Genomic DNA, 12,567 nt, shown 5'->3' with positions numbered 1-12,567 from the left:
AGAGCTGGGGCGGCGTGAGGACGCACTGAACGCCATCGAGGAAGCCGTCACCGTCTACCGCCGACTGGCCGCGGCGCGTCCCGACGCCTTCCTGCCCGACCTCGCCACGAGCCTGAACAACCTCTCCGTCGATCTGGGAGAGCTGGGGCGGCGTGAGGACGCACTGAACGCCATCGAGGAAGCCGTCACCGTCTACCGCCGACTGGCCGCGGCGCGTCCCGACGCCTTCCTGCCCAACCTCGCCACGAGCCTGAACAACCTCTCCATCCGGCTGGGAGAGCTGGGGCGGCATGAGGACGCACTGACCGCCATCGAGGAAGCCGTCACCGTCTACCGCCAGCTGGCCGCGGCGCGTCCCGACGCCTTCCTGCCCAACCTCGCCACGAGCCTGAACAACCTCTCCATCCGGCTGGGAGAGCTGGGGCGGCGTGAGGACGCACTGAACGCCATCGAGGAAGCCGTCACCGTCCGCCGGGAACTGGCCGCGGCGCGTCCCGACGCCTTCCTGCCCGACCTCGCCACGAGCCTGAACAACCTCTCCATCCGGCTGGGAGAGCTGGGGCGGCGTGAGGACGCACTGACCGCCATCGAGGAAGCCGTCACCGTCCGCCGGGAACTGGCCGCGGCGCGTCCCGACGCCTTCCTGCCCGACCTCGCCACGAGCCTGAACAACCTCTCCATCCATCTGGGAGAGCTGGGGCGGCGTGAGGACGCACTGAACGCCATCGAGGAAGCCGTCACCGTCCGCCGGGAACTGGCCGCGGCGCGTCCCGCTGTACATCAGGCGGCCCTCGAACAGTCCCTGCGAGTTCTGTCCTGGCTGCAGGACGGCAAACAGTAAGCACTCCAGCATCCCGGGACAGCCAGCCGCGCTCTCCGAGTCGCTCAGCCAATGCCCCATCGCCCGGTGGCAGTCACGCGCGCCAGGTAGGCCTCTACGGGACGGCCCCGGTCCACAAGGCCGGGGCCGTCGTCGAGGCCCTCACCCTCGACAAAGACGCCCCGCCCAAGTGCCCCGGCAGACTTACTGCGGGCCGGCTCCGCACCCTCTGACCAGCCGATCCGCCCGCCGTAGTTCCCTCTGGGGGACGCATGGGGTAATCGGTGATCTGGAAACTCCTGATACAGCGAGCACCGCATTAGGAGTTCGATTCGAGCCCGCTCCGGCTGCTGTCGGCGACTGGTGCGACGGCCGGACAGAGGCGCTGGAGTACACCTCCGTCCGGTGTCGTTGATGTCAGCCGTGGATGTCAGCAGCTTTCTGATCAGCACGACGCACCGGGTGGGTATTTCACTAGCTGTTCGTCAGCAGCGTTCCACACCCACACCTCCGACTCTCTCCACAGGCGAGGCAGCTCCTCCACCGGCTCGGTGAACGGATCCCCGTCCGGGCCAGGAGATCGCTCCCCGTTCAAGCCGTTGCGCCACTCGGTGACGACCGGCGCAGGCCGCCACGAGGCGTCGCCCACCAAGATCGCGCGCGGCGCGCCGATTCGTCGACCCTCCTCCGATGACGGCAGGCGCCACTCTCGCTCGTGTATCCACGCCGACCCGTTGCCCGTACGCACAGCCCAGTGCTCCAGCCCAGCCTTCCTGAACTCGGCGTAGACGGCCTCCGGCACATACGCCACGGCTCCGCCGCAGAGCTTGAGCAGGGTGGCACGGCTGGTGACGATGCCCCAGGGAGAAAAGCGGCCTGTCTGAATGAGGTGCCCGAGATGGTCGGGCGGGCTCTCCGAGAAGCACACGCACGCCTTCGTGGCACCGAAGGGGGCGAAGACCCGAATGCACTCCTCGTGCAGAATTCGCTCCAGTCGCTGCTGCCCTGTCATCTGCCTTATCTCCTCAGGCACACTTGAGGGCCTGTCTCCGTTGCGGCCGGTGAAGTGATACAGATCGTCGCTGGGGGCCGACCAGCCCCAGTTCCCACTCCGGCAAAGCCCCCCCCTTGGGCCATTCCTGCGGTACGGCTGGGCTGTCAGGTGAGAAAGCTCCTCACTGAACTTCCGAGGACGATACGGAACCGGGCTGCGACTGGGCCGGCAGCGCCGGGATGGGCGGATAGGGCGCGGTCTGTTCGGCGAGTTTGCGGTAACCGGTCGCGGTCAGGGCGCGCCAGGCACGGAAGAAGCCATAGGCGGTCACGAGGCCGAACGCAGTTGTAGCGCAGAGAGTGAGCAGGCGGTGATCGAAGGAGTAGCGCAGCATGGCCAAGTCTGCGGTTAGCGTCAGGGCTAGGCAGTTGAAGAGCCAGCCGCGGCAGATGCGCATGCGGGAGCGTGCGTAGTCGGCTCGGGCGGCCAGGACCGGGAAGTCAGCCAACCGTAGACGTGCTGCAGCATAGGCCCTGTTGGTGGGGAAGAAGCGGGTGCGCAGGCGGCGGCGGTACGGGGTCAGGACGGTGTCCGCAGCTCGATCGAGGAGGATGCCGAGGGCGTAAGCCGCGGCAAGCGCTACGCCGGTCGCCGCGGACGCGCCCGCTACGGGGGCAACTTTGGCTGTTGACGCAGGTCCGATGAGGGCAATCAACAGGAGAAAGAACTGCTGCGGTGAGGGCCCCGATGCCGATCACGAGGACCTCAACGAACATCGCAGTGGCTGCGGCCAGAGCGGGGGATTCCGGCTGCGTTGAGTTCGTCATAGGGCGACCCCCCAAACCTGTGCCATGTCGGTCAGCATGTTGTCCGGGAGCTCGCTAGCATCCCAGGCGCTGCGAAGGCGGAAACGAGCGTTGTTGGCCAGCCGTTCAAAAATGATCAAGCTCTCTGGCTGGCTGGCCAGCAGGTAGCGACCGTGCTTGAGGAAGTGAGCGCTGTTTGGGCCGTAGTCGGTGTAGGCCCGTTGGATCCTCTCGCGGAAGCGATCGGCGAACTGGGTCAGCTGCTCTGCGTAGGCGTCGGCGTCGGCGATGGTCCGCGACAGGACGTCGATGACGCTGTGAGACAGGTCTTCGCTGTATGGATGATCGGTAAAGGTGCGGTAGACCTGCTCGGCGACGTCGAGGAGCTGGTTACTGCGCACGAGTTCGGGGTGCTGCGCCATGGCTTCTACCCCCCGTTCAACCTCCAGGTCGAACAGTTCGACCAGAGCGATCAGACGGTACAGGGAACGACTGACATCGGCTGGAGGTGCGACACCGGTCTTGTAGAGGAGCTTGTGGGACATACGTGACCACAGATCAACCGCTTCGGTACGCAGTTGGATCTCACACTCGTATGGCGTGCCGTCGGGATCCGCCTTGTTGCCGACCATTACGGCCTGAAGGTGGAGGCGTGGATAGCGCAGGCGGTCCTCGTGGCCGGGTGTGTGGCGGTCGTCCTGTACCTCGACGACGTCGAGACAATGTTTGATCTCGTCCAGTGCAGGGTCGAGGAGACCCCTGTGGGGCACGACGACACGCACACCAGCCTTGTCGGTGATCTGCCTCCAGGGGTCGGTGTAGTTCTTGCGGTACACCTTCGTCTGGAAGCTGCTGACCTCCTTAGCTCGGGCAGTCACCTGACAGGTGACCCGCCGACGAGCAAGGTGCTCTTCAAGGTGGGTCTTCGTCGTATCGAGTGCCTCTATGATGCGCGGCCGCTCCAGCTGGTAGCACTGGAAGGCCTCGTGAACACTCAGAGGCATGAGGACTCCGGCGGATGGGTCAGGGGGCTGCTGGCGCCGACGACCATGTCTATGCCGATGGACGCTGGTCGAGCACGGGTGTCTGCGCCGCCTGGGCCGGCACGGCGAGGACTTTTTCGAGCCCCGGAATCACCTCAGCCTGAGAAAACAGGTCTTCCGGCCGGTTGGCAGGTTTGGGGCGACGGCCCGCCGCAGCTCCGCTGCTGGCTTTGTTGAGGGTGGCGGTGACGGTGACCGTGGTTCGGCCGTCCCCAAGGTCCTCCACGGCCACTGTGCCGTCCTGCACGGCTTCCAGCGGTGCGACCAGGAAGGCCCCGTTGGACAGGTCTACCCGCACCTTCTCCATCCTGTTGGCGATGAGATCGGTGTGCTTATCGAAGGCGCGGATCGGCACGTCGTTGTCCGCCAGGAACGCGGCGAAGTCGTCTCGGTGCGCTTCCTGCAGATGCGTTTGGATGAAGGCAGTGGGGTCCAGCGTCGGAGCAGCGCTTTGGAGCTCGACCATGACGGCCATGACGTAGTCAACGCGCACATCGGCGCTGGTGAAGCGACTGTTGACCCAGTCCATGGCCGTGTCATGGAAGCGGCGGGTAAGTTCCCTGGGATCGTTCTGGTGCCGGCAGCCCAGGAACTTTTCAAGGAAGAAGCGAGCGACGTCCTTGCCCGATGTCTGGGGGTCGGCGGCCCATCCCTGAAGCCTTGGCCCGGTGGCCCCCTCTTCGGAGAAAAGGGCCACCTTGTACACCTTCGACTTCTCGGTGAACAAGAGGTTGGCGAAATATTGCATGTCGAAGGTCCGCAGTCCATCGGCGAGGATCTCGTTCGCCTGCATGCCGGTCTCCTGCTCCAACTTGACCATCAGGAGGGCAGGCTGACCGTCCAGGCGGGCAGCGGCGACCAGGAGAAGGCCCGCTGGACTCTTCCCCGTCTGGCTGTCACGCAGCGCGTGAGCCAGCGCTCCGGAGACCTGCACGAGATCCTGTTCACCACTCAGGAAGGCCCGAACGGCGTCCGGCAGGGGGGACTTCAGTTCCGGGTCCTCCACCACCTCGCGCCCCAGGCGGTCGAGGACGTCACGGAGCTTCGACTGCAGAGCCGTACGCACGTCATCGTCGAGTCGGCAAACCGTCTCGCTGAGCTTGAGTGGAAGGGGATCCTCGTCTTTGGCTCGCTGAGGTACCTCGTGCACGATGGCCTGGTCAACGACAAGGTCTCCGAAATCAGTCCGCACTTCCCACCCACGCATCCCCGCCCGCACCCCAGGGACGGACGTCCTGTCGACAGGCGCAGCTCGGGACGCTGAGGGGCCCTGTCCGGCGTACACCTGTGCTGCATTGCTTCGCGCGATTCATGACAGAACCCGCCCATTGTCTTGTCCGTGTCACATGCCGTAAACCGTGTCGCACATCGTAACGGGGCAGATAGCAGATGAGGGCGGCTATCAAGTCGGTGGCTGAACTGCAACGGTCGTCTTGCGCGGGCGAGGACACCACAGGCTCGGTGGCGTCCGGCGACACCCATCTGCACCACGGGAGCGCTGCCCGCACCGAGCAGTGCCGGGGAGGTGGGGGCCTGGGCGCTGGCAAGGCCTCACGAGCGGGTCAGCAATGGACTGCGGGGCGAGCACACAACGGTTGGGCCGACCCCGAAGACGCTGCGTGATCGAAAGGATGAAGCCCGATTTTGTAGCCAAGTGGCGTGCGGCCATCCTCCGGCCAGGAGGCCGCCAGCTGGCCCCTCGCTGTTCTAGGAACGCCACGTCACAGGCCTAGCCTCAATACCGGTAACTTAGGGCTTTGATGTCCGCTTGACCCGTTTGGGTTTCGTGGCACGAATGATGGTGACGGCCGGAACACGTGGGCGGTCTGCGACTTGGTGGGCAGCGCGTTTGAGGGGCCAGCTGGAGACTTTGCGTTTGATGACGCGGGGGTTGGCCCGGCGGCGGCGCCGTGGCAGGAGGCGTTCGAGGAGCTCAGCGTGGGTGGCTTTGACCGCGCGGGCGAGTCGGCCGGGGGGGAAAATGCCGCCTGGTCGGTGACCTGGCGGCGCACGACGCGCAGTGAGCGGGTGAAGGAGATCCGGTCGGGGTCCTGGTCGGCTTGTCGTGCGGCCTGGTGCATCAGGTGCTGGATGGCGTGGTGGACGAGCAGGAATCCGTAAAATTCCTGCTCGGCCCCGTCAGGGTGCTGCGAACGCAGTACCAGGTGCGACCCGCCGAGGTGGGTCTTGATTTCGTCGAGGGTGGACTCGAACTCCCATCGCTGGGCGTAGAGGGCGGCCAATTCCGCGGCCGGGGCCTTGTCCGGGTCGAGGATCGTGGTGATGAGCCGGTAGACGCCCTCATGGCCGGCGATGGTGTATTCCACCGCGCGTACCGGCACCCCACGACGGGTGTGGTGGATGTCGCTCCGATCGAAGATCTCGGTGAGATACGAGCCGTCCGACAACTGCTCGACCACCGGCAGCACGAGGTCTTTGCGGACTCGCCACAGCAGGTCCGCCCCCGTGGCCGCGGCTGTGCGCCACAGGTCCACGCCGTAGAAGCCACGGTCGGCCAGCAGCAGCATCCCCGGCCGCAGGGACACCAGGACCGCCCGGGCCAGAGCCTGCTCTCCGGTGCGCAGAGCTCCGATCGCAGCATCGAAGACGGCGTGTGTCCCGCACTCCACCAGGCCGACCATACGCAACTGCGGGTAGCCGACGTCCTGTTCACCGCGTCCGGAGCGGGGCGGACGGCCGAACGCCTCCACGTTCGCCTTCGTGTCCGGCAGGTCAAATGTGGTGCCGTCGATCGCGGTCAGCCGCCAGTCGCGGTAGAAGGCGCCCTGAGTCTCCGGTGTGGCAACCGGACGGCACACCCGCGCGAACAACTGCCGCAACGGCGCCACCCCCAGCCGGGACCTGGCTTTCCAGATCGCCGCCGTACTCGGCACCACCCACGATGTACGCCAACGCCGCGCACCCTGCAAACCCCGTGGTCAGCAGCCGGGCGACCTCCTCATAGCTCTGCCCGGAGAACAGGCACATCGCCAACACGAAGTAGATCACCAGCCGGGCCGGCAACAGCCGGTTCCGCTGCTGCACCCGACCCGTCTCCGCCAACACCTCGTCCACAAGCGACTGAGGAAACGCCTGTGTCAGCACCCCGACCGCGACCCGGTCCGACAACCGCTCACCAGATGACTTCAGCTGACCCGCTCTTGCCACGCCAACAACAACGACCGGAATGCCCCTAAGTTACCGGTATTGAGGCTAGGCACGTTCGAGCGGTGGGCGGTCTTGAAAACCGTCGTGGCAGCGATGTCACCGTGGGTTCAAATCACACACCCACCGCACGTGAACGGCCCCTGACCAGGAAGATTGGTCGGGGCCGTTCTCATGCGGGCTGTCCGCTAGTCACCGCGATTCCCCGTCGTTTCCCGAGCGATCGGGCACGGCAGGGGCACGGTCAGAGGTTGTCCTTGAGCCACTTGCTGCCTCGGTCGTTGAACCCGGCCCAGGCACCCTCACCGGTCAGTACGACTACGAGGAGTTCGTCGTTGGAGTCGATGTGGCCCTTCAGGGTGTCTCGCACCTCGGCCGCGGTCTTGGTCGTCTTGACGATCCAGGTGGAGTCGAGGTGGTGCCACCACGTGCCCAGCCCCTTGATCGCCTCGAAGAGCGAGTCATAGTCCTGGCCAGGGCTGTTCAGGTCATAGCCGATGAGCACAGATTTCGCGGGCATGAATACCTCATTTCCGAGGTCGAATCATCTGCCGCGAAGACTTGGACAACCATGTCAGTCGTTGTAAGGTCCCAAGGCGCGCCAACGCAAAAGGCCCCATGCCGATGACTCGACCTCAAGTCGAGCCCCGGGTGGGGCCTGCTTGTTTTCGGTCAGGGCAAGTACAGCACCCCTGACGCCCCGACAGCAAGCCTAACCACCACAAGTTGTGCTACCGGCGGGTACCCACCACTACATCTGGTGCTTGAAGCTGACGGGCGATCAAGCCGCGAACTCTAGCGGACGGTACTGACAAAGGTCGGTGGAGCGGGTTTGGGCGGTGGCCTGCCCGACCCCAACTCGAACAAGACACCGGCCAAAGCCGCTCCGGCCGGCCGCTCGTTCGGCCCACCCGAGCGGAGGGTTCGGTTCAACCAGTCCTGCGGTGTGAGTGCCAGGCGGTGGCGGCAGTCGCGAGGCGCAGGGTCCACGGGTCGGGGTCGGCGGTGCTGATCTCGGACCAGACGTTGGCGTTGGCGGCGGCGAAGGCGGTGATGCCCTCAGCGGGGGCGATGTGCCAGGCGGGGATCTCGGCGGCCCAGCGTTCGGCGGATGCGGGGGCATGACCGGCGGCGATGAGCCAGGTGACCCAGTAGCCGGCGTCGAGCCAGGCCGCTCCACGGGTCGCCCAGCCCCAGTCGACCAGGCGGGCCCGATCGCCCTGGGAGGCGCGGTCGTCGACGAGGACGTTGGCGTTGTTCAGGTCGGTGTGGAGGAGGTGGGTCCCGGCGAAGAAGCGGAGGTCGTCGGGGTGGGCGGCGTAGTGCTCCAGGCGCTGCTCGGCGTGGCGTAGCTCGATGACGGGGCAGGGGGTCTCACCGAGGCGGCGCAGGAGGGCGGCGACTTCGGAGAGGTCGGGGGAGTCGGGGGCGTAGTCGGCGTGATGGCCGCCGAGGGCTTCGAAGCCGAGGAGGTCCCAACCGGCGGTCTCGACGCGCCAGCGGAGGGCGGGGGCCAGGCTGGTGAGGAAGGGAGCGATGGCGGCCTCCCGGCGCTGGGTCCAGGCGCGGGGGTGGTCGGTGCGTAGGCCCTTGACGTGCCAGGTGCCCGTGGCGGAGGTGACGCGGGCCGCGATCTCGCTGTTAAAGCCTTCGGCGGTCTCTTCGACTGTGAGGAGGGGGCCGGTGTGCTCTTCGACGGCGGCGCGGGCAGCGGGCGGCAGTCGGTCGAGACCGATGCGGATGGTCGCCATGAGGCTTCACTCTTCCACGGAGGCGGGTGCAGGTGGGGGTGTGCAGTGGTGCGGGGGCTTCGGACGGAAGAACGTCCCGAAGCCCCCGCGGTTCTGTGCGGCCGGTTGTCTACCGGTACGGGTTGTCGTCGTTGCAGCCCGGGACGGCGCCTTCGGTCAGCACCTCCAGGTCGTCCAGGAGGATCACCCCCTCGGGCTCCTCCGGGGCGGGCGGTCGGTGGCTGATCTCCACCATGACAGCGGTCATGACGCTTCCTCGCTTCCGTGTTGGCAGTAGGTGTTCAGTGGTGCCTTCGCCTCCTGGTACGCCTTGGCGAGCGGTCGGCAGACCCGGCAGGTGCCGGAGAGCTGACAGCCGCCGCAGCCACCGGTGCGAAGCATCTGGGCATCGGCGATGCCGGGCAGACGGAGGAGTCCGTCCAGGCCCTCGGTCATGAGGTCGATGGGGTTCTCGCGGCCGATCTTGCACATGGTCGCCAGGCCGTGCGGGTCGACGTGGAAGAAGGTATGGCCTGCGGGGCAGCCCTTGAAGACACTGGTCTTGTCCAGGAAGCCGGGGGCCTGCGCGGCCAACGGTTCGGGCGTGCCGGTGTACGTGGGGGAGATCGTGCCGTACTCCTGGCGGCCCGCACCGTACCGCTCAGCGAGGGCGCGCATGGCGTCCAGCTCGTGGGCGTTGTGCCGGGTGATGATCAGCGCCAGTTCCAGCGCGATGCCGGCCTCGCGTGCCGCGACGAGCCCCTTCTCGACCAGCTTGAACGCTCCCGGCTTGCGGGTGAGCGAGTCGAAGCTGTCCGGGGTCGCCCCGTAGAGGGAGACGGTCACCTTGTGCGGCGGCAGGTCGCCCAGGAGGTCGATGATCTCGGGGCGGTGGAGCCGGGAGCCGTTGGTCAGGATCTCGATCAGCATCCCGGAGCGGTGAGCGAGCGTGTACGCGTCCACGAAGTCCCGGTCGATCAGCGGCTCGCCGCCGGTGAATTGGAGCCACAGCACCCCGGCATTCCGCAGCAGGTGCAGGAGCCGGACCTTGTCCGGCCAGGGCAGCCCCTCGGACTTCCGCTCCGCGAGGTAGCAGTGCTCGCAGTTGAAGTTGCAGCCCTTGTTGATCTCGTACGTGGCCCGGCCGTAACCGAGACCGGTCTCGGAGCGAACGAGAACGGCGTCCCGCATCACCGCATCCGCCAGATCCACACCCCAAGCCGTGCGGGCGTGGTCGAGGAGCCAGGTCGGCAGAGGGCTGCTGCTCTCGGCGGTCGAGGCCAGCTCTTCGTACAGCGTCCGGGGGATGCGCATGCCGCCCTTGGAGCCGGGGCGGGCGATCAGGAACGTTCCGTTGTACGGGCTCGCGATCAGCTGGTGCACGGGACCTCCTCCGGGGTGTCTTCCCAGGTGTGCTGCTTGGCGTGGTCGGCGAACAGACAGCAGCCCACACCATCGGGCCCTGGGGCGGACGCGGGGCAGTCCGGGAGTACGACGAGCTCCGCCTCACCCCTCCCGTGCCAGCGGAGCCACAGCGCGGTCCCGTACGTGCCGGAGTCGCTGAGGAGGCCAAAGTGGTCACCGTCGTCGTGCACAGACAGTTGGCACTGCACCGTCCTGTCGACGTGCTCAACGGCCGACTTCTCCTGGGCTTCCCGCACCAGATCCAGGGGCACCCGGCGCCAGTGAACGCACCGCATCACGACACCATCCAGAGGGGTTCGGCAGAGTTCCGCTCCGCGCACCGGGGACAGGAACACGGCGGGAAACGGCCGGGGTTGTCCGGGAGCACCGGATCGTCGCCCACACGTACCTCCGTGAGAGGTCCCCACGTCCGGCCGGAATCGTGCGAGACCCGCGACGTCATCCGTACGTCGTCCTGTCCGTTCGCCATGACCAGGAGCATCGCGATCCGGGAGGTGGGCCAGAAAGGCCAAGTGGATTACCCAACTTGGGTAACATCACCCACGGTTGACAAAGAGCAGCGATCCGTAGTCCTCATGCCGGAGCGTGCCGATGCCCGAGCCATCTCGCTCGAAGGAACTCCCCGTCAGCCTGCTCACGGATCCAGCGATGATCGCAGCATGCCAGGCCAGGGACTTCGGCCGCGTCTTTCAGTTGGTCAAGACGCGGGCAGGCATTTACCCGTCGATGATCGCGCGATGCTGTGACCTGACCCCCAGCCGCGTCGGCGAGGTGATCAACGGTCGGCGACAGTTGCTGCACATGGACGTGATCGAGCGCATCTCGGACGGCCTGCGCATCCCCGGACACATGCTCGGCCTGGCCCGGCGAACGTGGGAGACACCGCACAACCTGACCGTCACACCACGAGAGCCCACCGAAGCGGCGTTGCCCGCCGACGCGCAGTTGGCCGCGGGCCTGCCGGGAACGGACGTGGACAGCATTCTTGCCCTGGCGGCCGAACGGGACCTCAGCCCGTCGACGCTGAACGCGCTGCATTCGTCGATCGCGGACTACTGGCGCCGGGACGACGAGCACGGCGGCGAGACCTTACGGCCGGCGGTCGTCGGACAGCTCCGCTACGTCGTCGGCCTCCTCAAGGAGGAGCGCTCCTCGCCCATGCGGGACGGCCTGCACAGCATCGCCGCGGAGCTGGCCCGACTGACCGGGTGGACGTACTTCGACGCCCGCCGGTACCACCAAGCACGCACCTACTTCACCGAGGCCCTCGGCCTGGCCAAGGCGGTCGACGACCACCAGTTCATGGCCAACGTGCTTGCCTGCATGAGTCTCCAGGCCACCTACCAGGACAAGCCCGGGGACGCTCTCGCCCTTGTCACGGCGGCGCAGGACCAAGCCCGGGCCGCCGTGGGGACGACGCCGCGCGTTCTGGCCATGCTCGCGATGCGCGAAGCCTTCGCCCACGCCACCCTCGGGAACCACAGTGCCACCCACAGCGCAATCTCGGAAGCGCACACCCGCTTCGGACGGATCAGCACCGACGATCCAGACCCGGCATGGGTGACGTACTTCGACGAGACGAAGCTGGTCGTGGACACAGGCATCGCACACGGCCGCCTGGGCGAAGCCGTCCTTGCCGAACCCTTGATCGCGGACGCCCTACGCCGAGAACACCAGACGAATCACCGAGGCCGCGCCTTCCACGCCTTTTGGCTTGCCCGTACCCAGCTCCAGCGCGGCAAGCTAGACGAGGCGTGCCACACGGCCATGGACGCCCTGGTCCCGGCGGCGGCCGTCAGCTCGCAACGAGTCGCCGGCCACCTCCGGGAGTTCTACGAGCAGCTGGAGCCCTTTCGCCGGGAACCTGCCGCGGTGGCGTTCGAATCCCGGCTCCGAGAAGCGCTGCCCCACCAGGTCAGCGGATCGCCTCGTCCATGAGCACGTAGAGCAGCCCGACGAGGGAGCCGCTGCTGACGATCTCGCGTCGGTCGATCATGCCCCGCACGTCGGCCAGCGGGATCCACTCCACCCGGTCCGACTCGTTCTTCTCGGTCGGCGGTCCTTCGTACGTCGCTCCGTCGGCCCGGAAGACGTGGTGCTGGGAGTCGGTGATGCCGTTGGCCGGCTCGGCGTAGATCAGCGGCTTGATCGGACCAGGCCGCCAGCCGGTTTCCTCCAGGACCTCGCGCGCGGCTGCTTCGGCGGGGGTCTCGCCCACCTCGACCAGGCCCATGGGCAGCTCCCACGCCCAGGCATCCGTAATGAAGCGATGCCGCCACATCATCAGAACCTCACGCCGCTCGTTGACCACGGCGGCCACGGCCAAGTGCCGGAGCTTGACGACGTGATGCTCCCAGCGGTTCCCGTCCGGGGTCTCGATGTCGGTGAGCCACACGTTCACCCAGTCGTTCTCATAGATCGGACGTTCCCCGTGGATCTTCCACTGCATCGCTGCGGCCCCTCTCGATCGGCCTCCAGCATCGCAGAGCTGCCGCCGTTGGCAGCTAGGTTCAAGCACATTCTCGTCATAGTGACGATAGGAGATCTGGTTGAGAGGACGCGGGGGGGTAGCAATTGGCCCTCG

General features: G+C 66.7%; 12 protein-coding genes and 1 pseudogene. 2 read left to right on the top strand and 11 right to left on the bottom strand.

The features are described 5' to 3' along the window. Positions 1–841 (top strand): tetratricopeptide repeat protein (locus ABZU99_RS31040; RefSeq protein ID WP_356228083.1); only part of this gene is annotated, 841 nt, incomplete at its 5' end. Positions 842–1,265: 424 nt separating this feature from the next. Here the strand turns inward: ABZU99_RS31040 and ABZU99_RS31035 are convergent. From ABZU99_RS31035 to ABZU99_RS30990, 10 genes and pseudogenes are all read right to left on the bottom strand, one after another. Continuing rightward, entirely contained in the window at positions 1,266–1,853 is a 588-nt protein-coding gene (locus ABZU99_RS31035; protein ID WP_355943686.1) for a hypothetical protein, read from the bottom strand. 142 nt (positions 1,854–1,995) lie between these two features. Then, the gene (locus ABZU99_RS31030) at positions 1,996–2,529 is read right to left on the bottom strand and encodes a hypothetical protein (RefSeq protein ID WP_355943688.1); all 534 of its coding nucleotides are present in this window, start codon (positions 2,527–2,529) and stop codon (positions 1,996–1,998) included. Between the two features lie 108 nt (positions 2,530–2,637). Further along, complete coding sequence (locus ABZU99_RS31025; RefSeq protein ID WP_355943690.1) at positions 2,638–3,624, bottom strand: hypothetical protein; 987 nt, start codon at positions 3,622–3,624, stop codon at positions 2,638–2,640. A gap of 49 nt (positions 3,625–3,673) precedes the next feature. Next, a complete protein-coding gene (locus ABZU99_RS31020) occupies positions 3,674–4,855 on the bottom strand; it encodes a nucleoid-associated protein (RefSeq protein WP_355943692.1) in 1,182 nt (393 codons plus the stop codon). A 781-nt stretch (positions 4,856–5,636) separates the two neighbouring features. Continuing rightward, a pseudogene (locus ABZU99_RS31015) lies at positions 5,637–6,831 on the bottom strand (IS4 family transposase); the annotation flags it as partial. A 241-nt stretch (positions 6,832–7,072) separates the two neighbouring features. Further along, entirely contained in the window at positions 7,073–7,348 is a 276-nt protein-coding gene (locus ABZU99_RS31010; protein ID WP_355943694.1) for a CRISPR-associated protein Cas2, read from the bottom strand. A gap of 409 nt (positions 7,349–7,757) precedes the next feature. Beyond that, entirely contained in the window at positions 7,758–8,579 is an 822-nt protein-coding gene (locus ABZU99_RS31005; protein ID WP_355943696.1) for an aminoglycoside phosphotransferase, read from the bottom strand. Between the two features lie 109 nt (positions 8,580–8,688). Next, a complete protein-coding gene (locus ABZU99_RS31000) occupies positions 8,689–8,826 on the bottom strand; it encodes a hypothetical protein (RefSeq protein ID WP_355943698.1) in 138 nt (45 codons plus the stop codon). Continuing rightward, complete coding sequence (locus tag ABZU99_RS30995) at positions 8,823–9,941, bottom strand: radical SAM protein (RefSeq protein ID WP_355943700.1); 1,119 nt, start codon at positions 9,939–9,941, stop codon at positions 8,823–8,825. Before ABZU99_RS30995 ends, ABZU99_RS31000 begins: the two co-directional genes overlap by 4 nt. Next, positions 9,929–10,258 carry a hypothetical protein gene (locus tag ABZU99_RS30990; protein ID WP_355943702.1) on the bottom strand — a complete coding sequence of 110 codons (330 nt, stop codon included), beginning with the start codon at positions 10,256–10,258 and terminating at the stop codon, positions 9,929–9,931. The genes ABZU99_RS30995 and ABZU99_RS30990 overlap by 13 nt, the downstream gene beginning before the upstream one ends. A gap of 316 nt (positions 10,259–10,574) precedes the next feature. Between ABZU99_RS30990 and ABZU99_RS30985 the strand changes: the two genes are divergently transcribed. After that, positions 10,575–11,921 carry a hypothetical protein gene (locus tag ABZU99_RS30985; protein WP_355943704.1) on the top strand — a complete coding sequence of 449 codons (1,347 nt, stop codon included), beginning with the start codon at positions 10,575–10,577 and terminating at the stop codon, positions 11,919–11,921. Here ABZU99_RS30985 and ABZU99_RS30980 read toward each other — a convergent pair. After that, entirely contained in the window at positions 11,899–12,432 is a 534-nt protein-coding gene (locus tag ABZU99_RS30980) for an NUDIX hydrolase (protein WP_355943706.1), read from the bottom strand. The two genes, ABZU99_RS30985 and ABZU99_RS30980, sit on opposite strands and share 23 nt — an antisense overlap. Between the last annotated feature and the right edge of the window lie 135 nt (positions 12,433–12,567).

Source organism: Streptomyces sp. NPDC005266 (assembly GCF_040607655.1).
Lineage (GTDB): Bacteria > Actinomycetota > Actinomycetes > Streptomycetales > Streptomycetaceae > Streptomyces.
The sequence above is the reverse complement of the archived record's forward strand: the minus strand, read 5'-3'. Positions and strand labels throughout refer to the sequence as shown.